Origin of the sequence: Vibrio maerlii (genome assembly GCF_003415655.1) — a bacterium.
GTDB classification, from domain to species: Bacteria; Pseudomonadota; Gammaproteobacteria; order Enterobacterales; family Vibrionaceae; genus Vibrio; species Vibrio maerlii.
This window is the reverse complement of sequence record NZ_QRHC01000005.1, coordinates 276,086-295,660: the sequence shown is the minus strand read 5'-3', so window position 1 is coordinate 295,660 and position 19,575 is coordinate 276,086. Positions and strand designations below refer to the sequence as shown.

At 44.7% G+C, this 19,575-nt stretch carries 15 protein-coding genes; 14 read left to right on the top strand and 1 reads right to left on the bottom strand.

Annotation, left to right across the window (positions count from 1 at the left end; all coding sequences use genetic code 11):
- Positions 1-106 precede the first annotated feature (106 nt).
- The 8 genes from DPF91_RS10975 to DPF91_RS10940 all read left to right on the top strand — a co-directional run bounded on the left by DPF91_RS10975 (position 107) and on the right by DPF91_RS10940 (position 10,121).
- A complete protein-coding gene (locus DPF91_RS10975) occupies positions 107-721 on the top strand; it encodes a sugar O-acetyltransferase (protein WP_117234468.1) in 615 nt (204 codons plus the stop codon).
- Between the two features lie 156 nt (positions 722-877).
- Entirely contained in the window at positions 878-1,807 is a 930-nt protein-coding gene (locus tag DPF91_RS10970; RefSeq protein ID WP_117234467.1) for a TAXI family TRAP transporter solute-binding subunit, read from the top strand.
- 11 nt (positions 1,808-1,818) lie between these two features.
- Positions 1,819-3,708: a TRAP transporter permease gene (locus tag DPF91_RS10965; protein WP_117234466.1), complete on the top strand. Its 1,890-nt coding sequence runs from the start codon at positions 1,819-1,821 to the stop codon at positions 3,706-3,708.
- A 151-nt stretch (positions 3,709-3,859) separates the two neighbouring features.
- Positions 3,860-4,579, top strand: a complete 720-nt coding sequence (locus tag DPF91_RS10960) for a nitroreductase family protein (RefSeq protein ID WP_117234465.1) — start codon at positions 3,860-3,862, stop codon at positions 4,577-4,579.
- A gap of 438 nt (positions 4,580-5,017) precedes the next feature.
- Positions 5,018-6,496 (top strand): protein adenylyltransferase SelO, encoded by a 1,479-nt coding sequence (locus tag DPF91_RS10955; RefSeq protein WP_117234464.1) that lies wholly within the window; start codon positions 5,018-5,020, stop codon positions 6,494-6,496.
- A gap of 112 nt (positions 6,497-6,608) precedes the next feature.
- Positions 6,609-7,337, top strand: coding sequence for a response regulator (locus DPF91_RS10950; RefSeq protein ID WP_117234463.1), 729 nt, complete (start codon positions 6,609-6,611; stop codon positions 7,335-7,337).
- A gap of 28 nt (positions 7,338-7,365) precedes the next feature.
- Entirely contained in the window at positions 7,366-8,838 is a 1,473-nt protein-coding gene (locus DPF91_RS10945; protein ID WP_117234462.1) for an ATP-binding protein, read from the top strand.
- 35 nt (positions 8,839-8,873) lie between these two features.
- Positions 8,874-10,121 (top strand): ABC transporter substrate-binding protein, encoded by a 1,248-nt coding sequence (locus DPF91_RS10940; RefSeq protein ID WP_117234461.1) that lies wholly within the window; start codon positions 8,874-8,876, stop codon positions 10,119-10,121.
- A 23-nt stretch (positions 10,122-10,144) separates the two neighbouring features.
- Here DPF91_RS10940 and DPF91_RS10935 read toward each other — a convergent pair whose 3' ends face one another.
- Positions 10,145-10,360, bottom strand: a complete 216-nt coding sequence (locus DPF91_RS10935) for a hypothetical protein (protein ID WP_117234460.1) — start codon at positions 10,358-10,360, stop codon at positions 10,145-10,147.
- A 741-nt stretch (positions 10,361-11,101) separates the two neighbouring features.
- Between DPF91_RS10935 and tig the strand changes: the two genes are divergently transcribed.
- From tig to ppiD, 6 genes are all read left to right on the top strand, one after another.
- The gene (gene tig / locus DPF91_RS10930; RefSeq protein WP_117234459.1) at positions 11,102-12,409 is read left to right on the top strand and encodes a trigger factor; all 1,308 of its coding nucleotides are present in this window, start codon (positions 11,102-11,104) and stop codon (positions 12,407-12,409) included.
- Positions 12,410-12,513: 104 nt separating this feature from the next.
- Positions 12,514-13,140, top strand: coding sequence for an ATP-dependent Clp endopeptidase proteolytic subunit ClpP (clpP, locus tag DPF91_RS10925; protein WP_117234458.1), 627 nt, complete (start codon positions 12,514-12,516; stop codon positions 13,138-13,140).
- Positions 13,141-13,211: 71 nt separating this feature from the next.
- A complete protein-coding gene (clpX, locus tag DPF91_RS10920; RefSeq protein WP_117234457.1) occupies positions 13,212-14,486 on the top strand; it encodes an ATP-dependent protease ATP-binding subunit ClpX in 1,275 nt (424 codons plus the stop codon).
- A gap of 141 nt (positions 14,487-14,627) precedes the next feature.
- Entirely contained in the window at positions 14,628-16,979 is a 2,352-nt protein-coding gene (gene lon, locus DPF91_RS10915) for an endopeptidase La (RefSeq protein WP_117234456.1), read from the top strand.
- Between the two features lie 192 nt (positions 16,980-17,171).
- The gene (locus DPF91_RS10910) at positions 17,172-17,444 is read left to right on the top strand and encodes an HU family DNA-binding protein (RefSeq protein ID WP_117234455.1); all 273 of its coding nucleotides are present in this window, start codon (positions 17,172-17,174) and stop codon (positions 17,442-17,444) included.
- Between the two features lie 145 nt (positions 17,445-17,589).
- Entirely contained in the window at positions 17,590-19,449 is a 1,860-nt protein-coding gene (ppiD, locus tag DPF91_RS10905) for a peptidylprolyl isomerase (protein ID WP_117234454.1), read from the top strand.
- Positions 19,450-19,575: the final 126 nt, after the last annotated feature.

Genomic DNA, 19,575 nt, shown 5'->3' with positions numbered 1-19,575 from the left:
TCGCTAAGATTTTACTTGGTTATTTCTATACAAGTAACGGAAAGTCGAAGAATCAAAAGAAAACTCAGGATTGTGAAGTTTTCATCCCAATAACGTAGGTGAGTCAATGAGTTATCAAGATAAGTTACACAGTGGAGAAGTCTTTTTATGTGAAGAGGAGGAGATGTTTGCTGATCAAACTCGGTGTTTGGATCGACTATACGATTTTAACCAAACGCGGCCAACAGAAGCAGACAAACGAGAAGCATTGCTAAGTGAAATATTTGCTGAAGTGGGCAAGGATTGCTACATCGAACCACCACTAAGAGCAAACTGGGGGAGGCATACCCACTTAGGGAATAACGTCTATGCTAACTTCAACCTTACGCTCGTTGATGATACGCATGTCTACATTGGTGACTATGTGATGATTGCTCCGAATGTGACTATAGCGACAGCTGGTCATCCCATTGACCCTGATTTGCGCCGAAAAGTAGGGCAGTTCAATCTTCCCGTTCATATCGAGGAAAATGTTTGGATTGGCGCAAACAGTGTCATTTTACCGGGGGTTACCATAGGTAAAAACAGTGTGATTGGAGCAGGTAGTATTGTAACGAAAGATATTCCTGAAAACGTGGTCGCGGTTGGTAACCCATGCAAAGTAGTGAGATCCATCTCAGAAAGAGATAAAGAGTATTTTCATGGAAATAAGAAGATAAATTATAAATTGCTCAATATTTAAACGGTGATCGCGGTCAAATATTCTCTATTTTACGGGTGATCGTGTTATCTCTTTTGACCAAAGTTTAGTGTCTGAAATCGATCTTTGGAGCTACGCTCAGTGAGCAAATTAATATTCACGCAACGTTTGCTCACAACAGCACAGGACGCTAAAACAATGAAAAAGATATCAAAAACCATTTTGACCGCACTTATTTCAGGTGCGGTTTCTTTCTCTGCATTTGCAAACAACTTCACTATCGGTACTGGTAGCCAAAGTGGTACTTACTACCCTCTTGGCGGTACTTTGGCGAAAATTTGGGGTGAAACAATTCCAGATTTCAACATGCGCGCAGAAGTGACGGCAGGCTCGGTAGAGAACAGCATTAAGGTTGCGACCAATAAGCAGCTCGCGGGTATCGCTATGGGGAGCGTGGTGCAAAAAGCTTATGAAGGTCAGAAGCCATTCCCAACGAAGATGGATGTTGCCGTGGTCTCTGCGCTTTATCCAAATGTGGTGCACTTTATGGTGCCAGCTGATTCAGATATTAAAACCATTTCAGACCTAAAAGGTAAGCGTGTGTCACTTGGTGCTCCAGGATCAGGTACACGCACCAGTGCGATTGGTATCTTAGGCGCTTTGGGTATCTCTGAAGGGGATATGAAAGCTCAGAGCCTAAACTACACAGCAACAACGTCTGCATTGGCGAATGGGCAGATTGATGCGGGTGTCATCGTGGGTAGCCTGGGTGTGGGTGCTGTCACCGAGCTTACTTTAACTCGTGATATTCGTATCCTGTCTTTCTCTGCTGATGAACTAGCGAAAGTGAGTGAGGCGATGCCGTCATTCCAACCTTTAGAAGTACCTGCAGACAGTTATCGTAGTGTTCCTGCGTTTAACACACCAGCGGTATGGAACGTATTGGTTGTGAACAAAAATGCCGACGCGGACTTAGTTTATGAAATGACCAAATCTATGTTTGAAAACATTGAACAAGTACGTCAGAGCATCAAAGTGACAAGCTACACAACGCTTGAAAATATGGAAAAACTTGCAGGTGTTCCTCTTCACGAAGGTGCTAAAAAATACCTTGATGAAAAGAAATAGGGAAATAAATAATGCCAGATCCTAAGTCGTCTATTCTGGTTGATATCCCTTTGAAGATAGCCGCAGTTGCGGCTATCGCCTTGTCTTTCTTTCAGATCTGGCAGGGGATCACTGCAGAGATATCTGCTCCAGTTTTTCGTCCAATACATCTAAGTTGGGTTATTGTTCTCGTCTTATTGACCCATCCGCTCTTCAAGCATCAACAACATTCTCTTCAATTCAAGCTTGGGCGTTTAATCGATACTTTGTTTGCCGTTGCCATTATTTGGTCGACTTGGCGAATTGCAAAGTTTGACTATGATGACATCATGTTTCTTATCGAGGGTGTTGGAGAAACCGATAAGCTAGCAGGTTGTATCACTATTGTGCTGCTTTTAGAGGCAACCCGCAGAACCGTAGGCATGGTCATGGTTTCTATTGCGGCGTTGTTCTTGACTTATGCCATGTATGGGAACTATTTGCCCGCAGCCATCGCAAGTAGTGGTTTTCCTTTGGAAGATATCATTCGTTTCCATATTTTCTCGACCAACGGAGTTTATGGTGCGCCACTTGCCATTGCAGCCGGTGTGGTATTCATCTTCGTGCTGTTCGGTGCATTTTTACAAGTCACGGGGGCGGGTAACTTTTTTATCGACAGTGCATTCGCTATTGCAGGTAAATATCGAGGTGGTCCGGCAAAAGCGAGTGTTATCTCTTCTGCAGCTCTAGGTTCTATTTCAGGTTCCGCGATTGCCAATACGGTAACAACCGGTTCATTAACGATTCCGATGATGAAAAAGCTTGGCTACAAGCCAGAGCAAGCAGCAGGCATTGAAGCAGCAGCATCAACAGGTGGACAAATTATGCCTCCGGTGATGGGGGCTGGCGCTTTTGTGATGGCGCAGTTCACTGGCATTCCCTATAGCGAGATCTTAATTGTTTCTATTATGCCGGCGATCCTCTATTTCGCCTGTACCTTGCTTTATGTTCATATCATGGCGTGTAAGCTTGGACTTAAGGGGATGGACAACTATGAGAAGCTTAAGGTTGTCATGGAGCGCGGCTGGCACTTCTTAGTACCACTTGTGTTGATTACCGCTTTGCTCATGATGAGTTACTCTCCGGTGCTGGTGGGAATTGCAGGCTGTGCAGCCATCTTGATTGCATCAATGCTAAGGAAACACAGTCGAATTACTTTGCCGTTATTTTTTGAAGGAATGAAGCAAGGTGCGATTCTGGCGTTGCCGATCTCTGTAGCGTGTGCGACTGCTGGTATTGTGGTAGGCGTTGTTGGTCAAACTGGTATTGGTCTGCAATTTACACAGTTCCTTATCGCACTCTCTGGTGGTTACCTATTTACCGCGTTAGCTTTGATTGCTTTAGCTGCGGTGATCTTAGGAATGGGCTTGCCTGTCACAGCAGCCTATATAGTGCTCTCTATCATGGCGGTGCCAACGTTGCTTGATTTTGGTGTGAGCTTACTTGCTGCACATATGATCGTCTTCTGGTTATCACAGACCTCGAATGTGACACCTCCTATTGCACTGGCAGCGTTTGCTGGCGCAGGCATCGCTAAATCCTCTCCAATGCAATCTGCCGTTCAAGCCTTTAAATTGGCACAAGGCTTTTTCTTAATCCCTATGATGATGGCATTCTCAGGTCTTATCTGGGTTGATGGAGAAGTTGGGAGCTTTGCATTCGCAACCCTTGCGACAATCGCCTTGATTATCGCTTTTGCTGGTAGCATTGAGGGTTACATGTTTGGTTATCTAACCAAAGCTGAGCGCTTGCTTTGGCTTGCTGCAGCGGCATGTATGGTGTTGGGTACCCCAATGATTGAAGTCGCGGCGATGATTGTTCTGGCGGTACTATTGGCGTGGAATATGCGTAAGGCACAATCATTGAAAACGAGTTCAGCATAACTGTTCCCTACAACGGCTCCTTTTTAAACGCCTCTAGTAATCCTAGAGGCGTTTTTCTCTATGGAACTGACCGCTATTTGTTGGCTTGCGAGGAGATGTTATTTCAGGCAGCATTAATTGGTTTTTCATTTAGTTAACTAGTACTCCTATTATGTCTCAATCTTTTGATAACCTGGTCCATAGCCGCCGTTCTGTCCGAAAATATGATTCACACGCCGAGTTTGATCATCAAGATGTGGCCGATGCTCTTGAGCTCGCACTACTCAGCCCAAATAGCAGCAATATGCAAATGTGGGAATTTCATCGAGTCATTGATGAAGACAAGCGCGCTCAGTTGGCGGAAATCTGTATGGGGCAAAACGCAGTGAAAACCGCGAACGAGCTTGTCGCAGTTGTCGTGACACCACACAATTGGAAACAGAGAGCAGAGATGAACGCTGAGGTTGTACGCAAGGCGTTTGAAGGACGTGAAGACGCTACATCACGAGCTGCACTAAAGTACTACGGTAAATTAATCCCATTTGTTTACCGCAACGATAAACTGGGGTTACTAGGGCTCGGGCGAAAGCTGTTGAGTGCTTTTGTTGGACGTAAAAAACCAATGGTTCGTGAAGTGAGTAAGGAAGATGTTCGCGTTTGCCTACACAAAAGCGCAGCCCTTGCGTCTATGACCTTTATGTATGCGATGAAAGATAAGGGTTATGACACCTGCCCAATGGAAGGTTTTGACTCAGTAAGGGCGAAAAAGCTGTTAGGGCTAAGAAACAGTGACCAAATCTGTATGATCATTGGTTGCGGTGTTGCTGCAAAAGATGGAATTTATGGAGAAAGGCACCGTGTTTCCTCGTCTGACGTGGTAAAAAGCCACTAAAAAGTGAGACTGGCGATAAAAAGATTACACGCTGTCATAAAAGGTTAATATTATTATGCTTGGGCTTAATCCGAATATTCATTATAGTGTAATTAAAGCGTAACAAAACTATGAACGAGGAGCTAAGCCTATGCAACATAACGAAATGATCCAACCTTCTAACTTTGGTCTAATCAGCCGCACTTGCCTATTTTGTCTGGCAGCTATTTCTGCGGTTCTTACGATGATCTGATCATCAATGCTATTAGGGGAGGCATGTGTAAACTTGCGATCCCCTAAGCATCCTCAATCCTAATTGTTTTTTATCTATTGCCTTAGACTCCAACCTCTCTAATTACTTTCAGTTAAACCATTCCTATTTAATTGCGCGACTGCATGCTAATCTGTTTACAAGCTAGTAACATCCATTAGCTCCGAAAATATAACCAAGGCGCGATAATGAAGGACTTGTTAGTGCTTGAAATCGGCCATCGTTTTCAGCAATTGTCAGATGCTTTTTATACTTTAATTGAACCTCAACCACTGGACAATACAACCCTAGTTGCGTGGAACAGTGACCTAGCATCACAGCTAAACCTACCGCGTTCTCAAGCGCAGGCGACGAAACTCACACCGTATTTATTTGGTGAAAGTATTCATCGGACTTTCAGCCCATTAGCAATGAAATATGCAGGCCACCAATTTGGTGTCTATAACCCAGATTTGGGCGATGGCCGTGGAGTTCTATTAGGTGAAGTCATGAACCGAGCTGGTCACTGGGTTGATTTACACCTTAAAGGGTCTGGGCTGACACCCTATTCTCGTATGGGGGATGGTCGAGCTGTGTTGCGTTCAACAATTCGCGAGTACCTGTGCAGTGAAGCTATGCATGGTTTGGGAATACCAACGACAAGAGCTCTCGCTATGGCGACCAGTGACACACCTGTCTATCGAGAAAAAGTGGAACAAGGGGCTATGCTATTGAGGACAGCGTCAACGCATGTCCGCTTTGGGCATTTTGAGCATTTTTTCTATACGGGAAAACTGACTGAGTTGAAACTGCTGACTGATAAAGTGATTGATTGGTATTGGCCAAAATCTAGACAGTCAGAGAATCCATATATAGCGATGTTTGATCAGGTAGTGCTTAATACGGCACGATTGATCGCTACATGGCAAGCCAGTGGCTTTGTTCACGGAGTGCTTAATACGGACAATATGTCGATTCTTGGCGAAACCATTGATTATGGCCCTTTTGCTTTTCTAGACGACTATCAGCCAGGTTTTGTCAGTAATCATTCAGACTACGAGAGTCGTTATGCCTTTGACCAGCAACCTAGAATCGGTCTTTGGAATCTGACTGCCTTAGCCAATGCACTGACGCCACTCATTGATAAGCAAGCCCTGGAAACTGCACTTTTGAACTACGAGCAGCATTTAAACAGAGAGTTTAGTCTATTGATGCGTAAGAAATTAGGCTTGCGCGAGCGCATCGATGGTGACGGTGAACTGTTTGATGAGATGTTTGCAGTATTGAAGCAGGGTGCATTGGATTACACCTATTTTATGCGTCAGTTGTCTGAACTTGATCGACAAGGGGAAGAGACGATTTTAACCTCTATCAAAGAGCTGAACACACTCCCTGAATTCCAAAATCAGTTAAGCACTTGGTATGATTTATATATCAAGCGTTGTCGATTAGAGAAAACAACGAAGAAACAGAGGTGTCGATCAATGCGGGCTGTGAATCCAAAGTATATTTTACGTACTTACCTTGCACAGCAAGCGATTGAAAAAGCGGAAAAAGGTGATTTTAGTGAGGTGAATAATCTCTCTTCGGTATTGAAAAATCCATTTTCAGACCAACATAAATACAACCATTACGCACAGCTACCTTCAGATTGGGGGAAGAAGTTAGAAATCAGTTGCTCATCTTGAGGCTTTTTTTGCCCACTTCGAGTGACGAAAATCAAAAATCTATTCAGTCATAATGAGTAAACTCGCCGATTAACGGTAGACTGTGCCAATTCCAAAATAACGAGCGGTAATAATGCAAGGCCAAACACATATCTTAGTAGTTGATGACGATCCAGAAATCTGTGAGTTGCTTGATGAGTATCTGAGTAACGCCAATTTCAGAGTATCAACGGTCAATGATGGCAAAGAACTTGAGTTGTTTTTGAAAACCTCAGGCTACCCAAACTTGATCCTACTAGATGTGATGATGCCAGGTGACGATGGATTTACCTTATGCCAGCGTATTCGCAAAGAATCAAATGTGCCTATCATAATGCTCACTGCGGTGTCTGACGAAACCGATCAAATCATTGGTTTAGAGATCGGTGCGGACGATTATATTGCGAAGCCGTTTAACCCTCGCCAGTTAATGGCTAGGATTAAAGCATTACTGCGCCGTACGCATATTTCAGATGCTGAAGTCTCAGATTCATTGCCTCGCTTGATCTCGTTTGGTGATTGGAATCTAGATACGGTATCTCAACGTATTATCAATGTTCATACTGATAAGTCGTTTGATCTCACTGGCAGCGATTTCGCAATGTTGTCGTTGTTCTTACAACATCCCAATGAGATTTTAACCAAAGACACCATCTCCATTGCTACAAAAGGGCGAGAGGCTTTGCCTTTTGAGCGTGGTATCGATGTTCAATTGAGCCGACTACGCCAGCGTTTAGGGACGAGTGCGCGCTTCCCACACTACATTAAAACTATTCGAGGTAGCGGTTATATCATGACGGTACCAGTAGAGTTCCATCACTAATTTAAAACATATTTGAGCGAGATTACTCATGCGTCGGCTTTACGGAACCATTCGTCTTAATTCATTGGTGACGAGAACATTGCTGCTGACCTTGTTTGCAGTCATTCTCGCTCAGGGTGTGGCGACAGCAATTTGGTATAACCAATCCAAGCAAAAAGAGTTACAAGGTATCCAGTCGGCTTCTGAGAGCATGGCGGGAATGTTTGCCTCTACCACTAATTTCTTCCAGTCGCTACCGACCAAATATCGTCACATTGTACTGAACCAAATTCGCGATATGGGCGGCACGCGTTTCTTTGTTTCGTTTAACCGTGAAGAATTGATCGTTGAACCGGTTCGGGAGACTCGACTTAAAGAAGTATCTATCGAAGCGGTAGACCGAGTACTCAATACCAAATTACCCAATGCTAAGCAGATATTGGTCGACTTTACCTGGCCAGAAAACCTGCGACTGTTGAAGAACGATATCTATTTGGCGGATTTACCGCGTTCATGGGCGCACCATACATTGACCCTTGAACCATTGAACCCTCCTGTTTTGGTGGTACAGATCCAAATAGCAGAAGATGAGTGGATCTACATTGCTGCACTATTACCAGCACCCTACGTAAGCCTTGATGACACTATCCTTACCAACGAACAAACCGTGTTCTTAGTCTTCTCTACGGCCTTGTTGTTGATTCTCACTTTCTTGATGATGAAACGCCAAGTTCGTCCTTTGAAGAGACTGGCAAGTGCTGCAAATGAGATGAGTATGGATATCGACCAACCGCAGTTAAAAGAAGAGGGAGCTACGGAACTGGTATTGGCGACGCGGGCATTTAACCGAATGCAGCAACGTATTCGTCGTTATATCTCTGACCGTGAGCATCTATTCTCTGCTATTTCTCATGACTTGAAGACGCCTATCACTCGGCTGCGTTTGAGAGCCGAGCTACTGGATGACGATAGAAAACGCGACAAGTTTAATCGTGATCTTGATGATCTTGAGATGATGGTGAAAGGCGCGTTGCAATGTGTGAGGGAAACAGATTTGCATGAGAACAATGCTTTCGTTGATCTTAATGACTTATTTCAAGTTATTGCAGAGCCGTTTAATTCACTGTCCTATTCATCGAAGAATGCAGAGCGTCCTTTGGTATCAATAGAGTGTACCAATATCGACCCGATTATCTGCAAACCATTGGCAATCAAGCGCGTTTTCACCAACTTGATCGAAAATGGGGTGAAATACGGCGGAAGTGCCGAAGTGAGCGTAAAAGATAATGGGGATTGGATTGTTGTCTTCATTCGCGATACCGGCCCGGGTATTCCCGAAGATAAGATGGATGCGGTATTTGAGCCTTACTTCCGATTGGCAGATGATAGCGAAGGTCACGGACTGGGGTTAGGGATCTGTCGTAGTATTCTCCATGCTCATGGTGGTGACCTATTGATGAGCAACATTCCAACCGGCGGATTGTTGGTTGAAGTCTATATCCCAACGGATCTCGATGTTTAGGGTCTATACCCCTAGTATCTTTTTGGAGACAAGCAATGAGTTTAAGTCGTACGCTGCTAACCTTTCCTCTTTTAGCCATGAGCCTACAAAGTTCAGCGGGTGAAGTTGAAGTGCTTCACTGGTGGACATCGGGTGGTGAGGCGAAGTCAGTAGAAGCCCTTAAAGATATGCTTGAGGCTAAAGGTCATTCATGGAAAGACTTTGCCATTGCGGGTGGTGGTGGCGATACGGCTATGACGGTTCTAAAAACACGAGCGGTATCTGGTAACCCTCCTTCGGCAGCTCAGATTAAGGGCCACAATATTCGTGAATGGGCAGAGCTGGGTTTTCTTACTGACCTAAACCAAGTAGCGGATGAGGGGCACTGGAAGCTCGTTGTGCCACCTGTAATCGACGAAATCATGCGTTGGCAGGGTGATTATGTTGCGGTTCCCGTGAACGTACATCGCGTTAATTGGTTGTGGGCAAACCCTGAGGTATTCAAACAGGTTGGAGTTGAGATCCCTAGTACGCTTGACGAGTTCTATACCGCAGCCGATAAAATTAAAGCCGCTGGTTATATCCCTTTGGCTCACGGTGGGCAAGCATGGCAAAACGCTACGCTGTTCGAAACCATCGCCTTAAGTGTTTTAGGCTCAGAAGGCTATACCAAAGCCTTTGTTGATTTAGACCCTGCGACATTGTCCGGTGAAAAAATGGTTGAGGTGTTTACCCACTTCAAGCGCTTTAAGCAGTACGTTGATACTAAGTACCGGGGGCGTTCATGGAGTCAAGCTTCAGAGATGGTTATTGAGGGTGAAGCCGCGATGCAGATCATGGGTGACTGGGCGAAAGGGGAATTTGCAGCTGCAGGAAAGCAACCGGGTGTCGATTATGTCTGTGCTCCGGCACCAGGTACGGCTGATCAGTTTACCTATAACATGGATAGCTTCACTTTTTTTGAATTGCAAGACGAGAGCTCGAAAGAAGCGCAGCACGCGCTGGCGGCGACCATTATGGATAAAGAGTTCCAACAACAATTTAATTTGAACAAGGGTTCGATCCCTGTTCGACTTGATATGGATATGACCGGTTTTGATATCTGTGCTCAAGAATCGATGAAGGCCTTCAAACTTGCGGGTAACTCGGGTGATTTGGTACCGAGCATCTCCCAGGGGATGTCGACCACAGCGTATGCTCAAGATGCAATTTTTGATGTCGTCACTAACTTCTTCAATGAGTCTAACGCCGACCCCGAGCGAGCTGCCAAACGACTCGCAAATGCAGTGCGAGCGGCTATCTAAACTCAAGTAACAAATCTAGATCTTCAAACCTCGATATCGATCCTGTGGTTGTTACGACGATCACAGGATGTGCGTCGTTCAAATGCAACTGGGGTATTTCGGGTTCGTCTTTCAATACGCTTGCGCCTTTCAACCACGTAAACTCCGTCAACTTGGACGGTATCCATGTTCAATTCATCGTGCTCAATAACGGCCGTCTCTGTGTAATACGCGACGTCGGTTTTATTGATATCCTTCATTAATCAACCCTCGTGATTGCTCGTTTTATACGGTCGATAATATTAGTGTAGTCGTGGATTGAGAGATTATGAAAAAAGAGGGAAACTCGCACTCAAGGCAGTGGAAAGAGTGCGAGTTAATCTATTTGGAATTTGTTGCGTCACAGAGTACGACTACATGTCGACTTTGCGCATCAGTATGGGTTCAGATTGCATCAAGCGATGTCAAAAATATGTGAAACAGTGCTGAGAAAATTTTATGGTTTGAATATGGAATTCTGTAGAAAATGTTAATTTTGAATTACAAGCTCAAACATTAAAGAGTGCAAAACAAGATCTATCTCTCTTTTTTATCGTCTTAATAAAAAAAGCGCTTAAATCTGTTGAAAAAGCCGCTATTGTCCCCATTTATAAGCCGTAGATGCAGTTATTAATTGAATAATTGCAATATTCGATAGTTTTTTGTGCAGATAGATGAGGATTTCCCTCAGAGCTCGACAGGCTATGCTCATATCGCTAGAATGTCGCGTCTAAAATTTCTGTCCAGAGACTAATAAAAGACACCTTTTACGCTTTATCGACACGATTGAGTGGCAATAAACGCAAGGGTATCGCTTATTAGCCCAAGATTAAGACGTCAGTCTTGATTTTGATACTAGTTTACAAGTGTTCGGATAGGGCACAACACAAGGATGAAGCCTAGGTACATTACCTTTGGCTCATACGCTCAGGAAACTGAGCCACTTTTGAGGTTTAAAAACAATGCAAGTTACTGTTGAAACGCTAGAAGGCCTAGAGCGCCGTCTTAATATCACTGTTCCTGCTGCTAACATCGAAGATGCAGTTACAGCGGAACTTCGCAACATCGCTAAAAACCGTCGTTTCGATGGTTTCCGTAAAGGTAAAGTACCTTTGAAAATGGTTGCGAAAATGTACGGCAAAGCAGTACGTAACGACGTGATGGGTGAAGTTATGCAACGTCACTTCATCGAAGCAATCGTAAAAGAAAAAATCAACCCAGCTGGCGCGCCTACGTTCGCTCCAGTTGAGTCTAAAGAAGGTGAAGACCTAGTTTTCACTGCAACTTTTGAAGTTTACCCAGAAGTTGAACTAGCAGGTCTAGAAACCATCTCTGTTGAGAAGCCAGCAGTAGAAGTTAAAGACGCTGACGTTGAAGAGATGATCGAAACTCTACGCAAGCAACAAGCAACTTGGACTGAAGTTGAAGGCGCTGCTGAAGAGAACTCTCGTGCAACTATCGACTTCGTTGGTTCTATCGACGGTGAAGAGTTTGAAGGCGGTAAAGCTGAGAACTTCCCTCTAGAGATGGGTGCTGGTCGCATGATCCCTGGTTTTGAAGATGGCATCATCGGCAAATCTGCAGGTATGGAATTCGACATCGACGTAAACTTCCCAGAAGATTACCACGCTGAAAACCTAAAAGGTAAAGCTGCTAAGTTCGCTATCAAAGTGATCAAAGTAGAAGCGCGTGAACTTCCAGAAATCAACGACGAGTTCGTTGCTAAGTTCGGTGTTGCTGAAGGTGGCGTTGACGCTCTTAAAGCTGAAGTTCGCAAGAACATGGAGCGTGAGCTTAAGCAAGCTGTTAAAGCTAAGATCAAAGAGCAAGCAATCGACGGTCTTGTTGCTGCTAACGAAATCGATGTACCAGCTGCACTTATCGATCAAGAAATCGTTACTCTACGTCAACAAGCTGCTCAACGTTTCGGTGGTAACACTGAAGCTGCTGACCAACTTCCACGTGAGCTTTTCGAAGAGCAAGCTAAGCGTCGCGTAGTTGTAGGCCTTCTACTTGGTGAAGTGATCAAGTCTGAAGAGCTAAAAGCTGACGACGAGAAAGTGAAAGAGCTAATCGAAGAGATGGCGACTGCTTACGAAGATCCATCAGAAGTTATTGCTTACTACGAGCAAAACGAGCAGATGATGAACAACATGCGTAACGTTGCTCTAGAAGAGCAAGCAATCGACGCGATCCTAGCTAAAGCACAAGTATCTGACAAAGAAGTTAGCTTCAACGAGCTAATGAACCAGCAACAACCTGCTGCTTAATTAGCAATATCTTGTGTAGAAGGTTGACTTACCGTTAACAATTCTGCTAACAATGGTCCGTGTGATATAGTCACTCGGACCATTTATTTTAGGGACATAAGATTATGAGCTACCAAGAAAAAAACGCGATGCCTTCTATTATGGATGCGCTAGTACCAATGGTGGTTGAACAAACTTCTCGTGGTGAGCGTTCTTACGATATTTATTCACGACTACTCAAAGAACGAGTGATTTTCTTAACTGGTCAAGTTGAAGACCATATGGCAAATCTTGTCGTGGCTCAGTTGCTATTCTTAGAATCAGAAAACCCTGATAAGGACATTTTCCTATACATCAATTCTCCAGGCGGCAGCGTAACTGCAGGTATGTCTATCTATGACACAATGCAGTTTATCAAACCGAATGTGAGCACGGTATGTATGGGCCAGGCGTGTTCTATGGGGGCATTTCTACTAGCTGGTGGTGCACCTGGTAAGCGTTATGCGCTTCCAAACTCTCGTGTAATGATTCACCAACCACTAGGTGGTTTCCAAGGCCAAGCATCTGATATTCAGATTCATGCTCAAGAAATTCTAACGATTAAGCAGAAACTGAATAAGCTACTAGCAGAGCATACTGGTCAGCCTCTAGAAGTGGTTGAGCGTGATACTGACCGTGACAACTTTATGTCGGCGGATCAGGCAGTAGAGTACGGTTTAGTGGACGCAGTTCTTAGCCACCGTGGCGAGTAAATAACGCTACGCAATTTGCTAGAAACTGATATAAACTCAAACTATGAAAGTAAAGGCTAAGAGGTTAGCGAATGACAGATAAAAGCAAAGAGAGCGGTAAATTACTGTACTGCTCTTTCTGCGGCAAAAGCCAGCACGAAGTTCGCAAATTAATCGCCGGCCCTTCAGTTTACATTTGTGACGAATGTGTCGATCTTTGTAACGACATTATTCGTGAAGAAATCAAGGATGTTCTACCTAAGAAAGAATCTGAGGCGCTGCCAACACCGCGTGAGATTCGTGAACACCTTGATGACTATGTAATTGGCCAAGATTACGCGAAAAAAGTACTCGCAGTTGCTGTATATAACCACTACAAGCGTTTACGTAATGGGGACACAACGAGCGAAGGTGTGGAGCTCGGTAAGAGTAACATCCTACTGATTGGTCCAACGGGTAGTGGTAAAACACTACTGGCTGAAACGCTGGCTCGTTTCCTAGATGTACCATTTACTATGGCTGATGCAACTACGCTAACCGAAGCTGGTTACGTGGGTGAAGACGTAGAAAACATTATTCAGAAGCTTCTGCAAAAATGTGACTACGACGTAGCAAAAGCCGAGCGTGGTATTGTCTACATTGATGAAATCGACAAGATTTCACGTAAAGCTGAAAACCCATCGATCACTCGTGATGTATCGGGTGAAGGTGTTCAGCAAGCGCTACTAAAACTTGTTGAAGGTACGATTGCTTCAGTTCCGCCTCAAGGTGGTCGTAAGCATCCTCAACAAGAGTTCCTACAAGTTGATACCTCGAAGATCCTATTTATCTGTGGTGGTGCATTTGCCGGCCTGGATAAAGTTATCGAGCAACGTGTAGCAACAGGTACTGGTATCGGCTTCGGTGCGGAAGTCCGCTCTAAAGACGAAACGAAAACAGTAGGTGAACTGTTTACTCAGGTAGAACCAGAAGATCTAGTGAAGTACGGTCTAATTCCAGAATTCATTGGTCGTCTACCAGTAACAACAACGCTAACTGAACTAGACGAAGAGGCTCTTATTCAGATCCTTTGTGAGCCGAAGAACGCCCTGACTAAGCAGTATGGCGCGCTATTCGATATCGAAGGTGTTGATTTAGAGTTCCGCGAAGACGCACTACGTGCTATTGCCAAGAAAGCAATGGAGCGTAAAACAGGTGCTCGTGGTCTACGTTCTATCCTTGAAGGCGTACTTCTAGAAACGATGTACGAGCTACCTTCGGTAACGGACGTAAGCAAAGTTGTTATCGATGAAACAGTGATCAATGGCGAATCTGAACCGCTACTGATTTACAGCAACTCGGAAAACCAAGCTGCTGGCGCTGAATAATCAAAAGTCGACAAAGACTCATAAAAGAGGAGGTAAGCAATTACCTCCTCTTTTTTTTATTCTTTCATTGAATCCAACCATTTAAGCCCCATATACTGCTTATTAGTAAAAAATTAATATGTAAGCGGAAGAGAGAATTATATGAACTTGGAACGTTCCGAGCGTATTGAAATCCCAGTACTGCCCCTTAGAGACGTAGTCGTTTACCCTCACATGGTTATTCCACTGTTTGTGGGCCGTGAGAAGTCTATCCGTTGTCTAGAAACCGCTATGGATGCCAATAAGCAAGTGCTGCTTGTTGCCCAAAAGCAGGCTGATACCGACGAGCCTACAATCGACGACCTATTTGAAGTAGGTACAGTCGCTACTATTCTACAACTATTAAAGCTTCCAGATGGCACGGTAAAAGTGTTGGTGGAAGGTCAGCAGCGCGCGCGTATTCATCAGTTTAAAGAAAATGATTTCTTTTTAGCGGATGCTGAATATCTACAAACACCAGAGCTGGATGAACGTGAGCAAGAAGTGATTGTTCGTAGTGCAATCAACCAGTTCGAAGGCTTTATTAAGCTAAACAAAAAGATTCCACCAGAAGTGCTGACGTCGCTCAATGGTATTGATGAGGCTGCACGCCTTGCCGATACGATCGCTGCGCATATGCCACTTAAACTTGAAGACAAACAGCAAGTGCTAGAGCTGCTTGATGTGACTGAGCGTCTTGAGTTCCTAATGGGCCAAATGGAGTCTGAAATCGATTTGCTGCAAGTCGAGAAGCGTATTCGCGGCCGAGTTAAGAAGCAGATGGAAAAATCTCAGCGTGAGTACTACCTCAACGAGCAGATGAAGGCCATTCAAAAAGAGCTAGGCGAAACCGAAGACGGCGTTGATGAGTTCGAAGCACTTAAGCAGAAGATCGAAGAATCAAAAATGCCAGCAGAAGCAAAAGAGAAGACGGAACAAGAGCTGCAAAAGCTCAAGATGATGTCTCCAATGTCTGCTGAAGCGACAGTTGTACGTAGCTACATCGATTGGATGGTTGGCGTTCCTTGGACTAAGCGTTCAAAAGTTAAGAAGAATCTAGCAAAAGCAGAAGAGGTCTTAAACGAAGACCACTACGGCCTTGAGCGCGTGAAAGAGCGTATCCTTGAGTACTTGGCGGTACAAAATCGTATCAATAAGCTTAAAGGTCCGATCCTTTGCCTTGTTGGTCCTCCAGGTGTAGGTAAAACGTCTCTTGGTCGCTCTATCGCAGCGGCAACGGGTCGTAAGTATACGCGCATGGCGCTAGGCGGCGTTCGAGATGAAGCTGAGATCCGTGGTCACCGTCGTACTTACATCGGCTCGCTACCAGGTAAGCTGATTCAAAAAATGTCTAAGGTTGGTGTTAAGAACCCACTGTTCCTATTGGATGAGATCGATAAGATGTCTTCTGATATGCGAGGTGACCCATCTTCAGCACTGCTTGAGGTTTTAGATCCGGAGCAAAACAACGCGTTCAACGATCACTACCTAGAAGTGGATTACGACCTGTCTGATGTTATGTTCGTTGCGACGTCGAACTCAATGGATATTCCTGGTCCGTTGCTAGACCGCATGGAAGTGATTCGTCTGTCGGGTTACACCGAAGATGAAAAACTTAATATTGCTAAGCGTCACCTTGTTGATAAACAAGTGAAGCGAAATGGACTGAAACCGCATGAAATTGAGATCGAAGATTCTGCAATCATCGGTATTATCCGTTACTACACACGTGAAGCGGGTGTACGTAGCCTTGAGCGTGAAATCTCTAAGATCTGTCGCAAAGCGGTGAAGAACATCCTGCTTGATGCAAACCTGAAGTCTGTGACGGTAAGCATGGACAACCTGAAAGAGTACCTAGGCGTTCAACGCCACGACTTTGGTAAAGCTGACGAAAGCAACCGCGTAGGTCAGGTGACCGGGCTTGCATGGACGCAAGTAGGTGGTGACCTACTCACTATCGAAACTGAATCGATGCCGGGCAAAGGCAAGTTGACTCAAACAGGTTCACTTGGTGACGTAATGAAAGAGTCGATTCAGGCTGCGATGACGGTTGTGCGCTCTCGCGCTGAAAAACTGGGTATCAACTCAGATTTTTACGAGAAGCGTGATATTCACGTGCACGTACCAGAAGGCGCAACACCGAAAGATGGTCCAAGTGCGGGTATCGCAATGTGTACTGCGTTGGTTTCTAGTCTAACGGGTAACCCTGTGAAAGCAGAGGTGGGTATGACGGGCGAAATCACCTTACGTGGTGAGGTTCTTCCTATCGGCGGCTTGAAAGAAAAACTACTCGCCGCACACCGCGGTGGTATTAAAACTGTGTTGATTCCTAAGGATAATGAGCGTGATCTAGAAGACATTCCTGAGAACGTAATCGCAGATCTTAAGGTGATTCCAGTGCAGTGGATAGACGAAGTATTGAAGGTTGCGCTGGAGCAAGACCCGACCGGCGTTGAGTTTGAAGCGAAAAAATAGTGACGTATCCCAAAAATAAGTAAAAGAATGGGCTGATAGGTGGAAAAACGCTTGTCAGCCTTTTTATTGGGCGCTAACTTTATTGACATTACTGCGAGCCCTTTAAACACAAGGGTTGGCGGTAAAAATCTAATGGAACGAAATGAATACTGCCGACAAAAATAAAACTTAGGCAGACAAAGGGGAATTCTCGTGAATAAAACACAATTAGTAGAAAAAATTTCTGACAACGCAGACATTTCAAAAGCATCTGCAGGCCGCGCTCTAGACGCTTTCATCGAAGCAGTTGGTGACACTCTTCAATCTGGTGACCAAGTTGCACTTGTTGGTTTTGGTACTTTCAGCGTACGCACTCGTGCTGCTCGCACTGGACGTAACCCTAAAACGGGTGAAGAGATCCAAATCGCAGAAGCTAAAGTTCCAGCATTCAAAGCTGGTAAAGCACTTAAAGAAGCTTGTAACTAATTCTTACGCTTCGAATCTGTTGCTAAATCAATAGCAAGCCTTATTTTATGCGCATCTTACTGGTGCGCATTTCTTTTTCTGATATTATCCCTACTCATACATTTCACTCGGGGCTAGAGAGCCTTTTCCGGAGAGCAGTTTAATTATGATGGATCGATTACGCGAAGGCGTGAACAGCATCGCGGTAAAAATTATCCTTGGATTAATCATCCTTTCATTCGTATTTGCCGGTGTCGGTAGCTACATCACGGGTGGCGGTAATAACGCTGCTGCAAAAGTGGGTGATCGTGAGATCAGCCGTGGTGAGTTTGAGCAGGCGTATCAAAACGAACGCAACCGCATGCAAGCACAACTTGGTGATTACTTCTCAACTATGCTGGGTGATCCTGCTTACGTAGAGTCTTTCCGTAAGTCTGTGCTTGACCGTATGATCAACGACCTTTTACTTGAGCTTCACGCAGAGTCTCTTGGTCTACGTATCAGCGACGCTCAAATTCGTACTATGATTCTTGAGATGCCTCAATTCCAAAACGCTGGTCAATTTGACCAAGAGGTTTATCAAGCCGCTCTTCGTCGCGCTGGCTTCAGTGTAGACAGTTTTGCTGAATACATGCGTCGTGACCTAATGCGCAACCAGCTTCTAGAAGCTCTGCAAGGCAGTGAGTTTTCTCTTAAAGGCGAGGTTGAAGCGCAGGGTAAGTTAATCACTCAAACTCGTGAGATTCGCTCTATCACGCTATCTGCTGCTGAATTTGCAGAAAAAGTAGAGCTGACTGACGAAGAAATTAATACTTACTACACAGAGAACCCTCAACGCTATACGCGCCCAGAGCAAGCGAAAGTCTCTTACCTAGAGCTTAACGCCGCCGCGATGAAAGAAGCGCTTGAGATCAGCGAAGAAGAAGTACGTCAATACTATGACGAACACCTAGATAAGTACTCGTCATCTGAGCAACGTAAAGTTAGCCACATCCTTATTCAAGGTGATGACGAAGTAAAAGCACAAGCTATCTTAGATGAGCTGAACTCTGGAGCGGATTTTGTTACGCTTGCCGCTGAGAAATCAGATGACTTCGGTAGTGCTGAAGAGGGTGGTTCTCTTGGTTTTATTGAGCGTGATGTAATGGACCCTGCTTTTGAAGACGCAGCATTTGCACTACAAAACGTAGGTGATGTAACTGGTCTAGTTAAATCTGATTTCGGTTACCACATCATCAAGCTAGATGAACTACAAGATGCAGTGGCTAAGCCATTTGAAGCGGTTGAAGCGGAGATCAAGCAAGAACTCGCGGATCAACAAGCTGTTGATCAATTCTATGAGCTACAAACTGAGCTAGAGCGTGTTGCATTTGAATACCCTGATTCATTGATTGATGCTGCAGAAGCGATCAACGGTACAGTCGAATCAACGGACTTCATCTCACAAGCTGATGCTCCAGATGTTCTGAAGACTCCAGCTGTGATGCAAGCTATTCTATCGCCTGAAGTACGTGAAGATGGCCTGAACTCTGAAGTGATTGAAGTTGCTCCTGAACACGTGATTGTGGTTCGTGTTGAAGAAACTCGTCCAGAAACAGTTCTGCCACTAGCAGAAGTGCAAGAGCAAGTATCAATTCAGCTTGCACGAGTAAAAGGTGAACAACAAGCTATCGAGCTTGCTGATGAACTTGTTGCAGCGTTGAACGAAGGCAACCAGTCTATTCTAGAAGACAAAGCAGTGAGCTTTGGTGAACTAGAAACAATTGACCGTGGCTCTGTACTTGCTGGCACTGTGTTTGCGATGATGAAACCAGCGGAAGACAAGCCAGTTTACGCACAAGCGAAAGATCAAGCAGGTGACATCCTTGTAGTTGAGCTTACTAATGTTAAAGCGGAAATCGATTCCACTTATAATGATCAGATTGGCGCGCAACTTGAGCGTACTAGCTCACAACAAGACCTAGCATCTGTAGTACAGATTCTTCGTCAAAACACGGATATTGAGTATTACATCGTTAGCCAATAATTGATGTAACTAACATATCTATCAGTACGGGTCGCAATTGCGGCCCGTTTTATTTTCTTATCTTGTCGTTTCTTTCTAAACCCTCGAAGACTTACTCTTTTCTTGCTCAGTACTAAATACAAGGAG

Coding starts and splice junctions, on each gene's coding strand:
- DPF91_RS10970 (WP_117234467.1), top strand. CDS start 878: ATGAAAAAGATATCAAAAACCATTTTGACCGCACTTATTTCAGGTGCG.
- ppiD (WP_117234454.1), top strand. CDS start 17,590: ATGATGGATCGATTACGCGAAGGCGTGAACAGCATCGCGGTAAAAATT.
- DPF91_RS10950 (WP_117234463.1), top strand. CDS start 6,609: ATGCAAGGCCAAACACATATCTTAGTAGTTGATGACGATCCAGAAATC.
- DPF91_RS10945 (WP_117234462.1), top strand. CDS start 7,366: ATGCGTCGGCTTTACGGAACCATTCGTCTTAATTCATTGGTGACGAGA.
- DPF91_RS10960 (WP_117234465.1), top strand. CDS start 3,860: ATGTCTCAATCTTTTGATAACCTGGTCCATAGCCGCCGTTCTGTCCGA.
- tig (WP_117234459.1), top strand. CDS start 11,102: ATGCAAGTTACTGTTGAAACGCTAGAAGGCCTAGAGCGCCGTCTTAAT.
- DPF91_RS10935 (WP_117234460.1), bottom strand. CDS start 10,360: ATGAAGGATATCAATAAAACCGACGTCGCGTATTACACAGAGACGGCC.
- clpX (WP_117234457.1), top strand. CDS start 13,212: ATGACAGATAAAAGCAAAGAGAGCGGTAAATTACTGTACTGCTCTTTC.
- DPF91_RS10965 (WP_117234466.1), top strand. CDS start 1,819: ATGCCAGATCCTAAGTCGTCTATTCTGGTTGATATCCCTTTGAAGATA.
- DPF91_RS10940 (WP_117234461.1), top strand. CDS start 8,874: ATGAGTTTAAGTCGTACGCTGCTAACCTTTCCTCTTTTAGCCATGAGC.
- lon (WP_117234456.1), top strand. CDS start 14,628: ATGAACTTGGAACGTTCCGAGCGTATTGAAATCCCAGTACTGCCCCTT.
- DPF91_RS10955 (WP_117234464.1), top strand. CDS start 5,018: ATGAAGGACTTGTTAGTGCTTGAAATCGGCCATCGTTTTCAGCAATTG.
- clpP (WP_117234458.1), top strand. CDS start 12,514: ATGAGCTACCAAGAAAAAAACGCGATGCCTTCTATTATGGATGCGCTA.
- DPF91_RS10975 (WP_117234468.1), top strand. CDS start 107: ATGAGTTATCAAGATAAGTTACACAGTGGAGAAGTCTTTTTATGTGAA.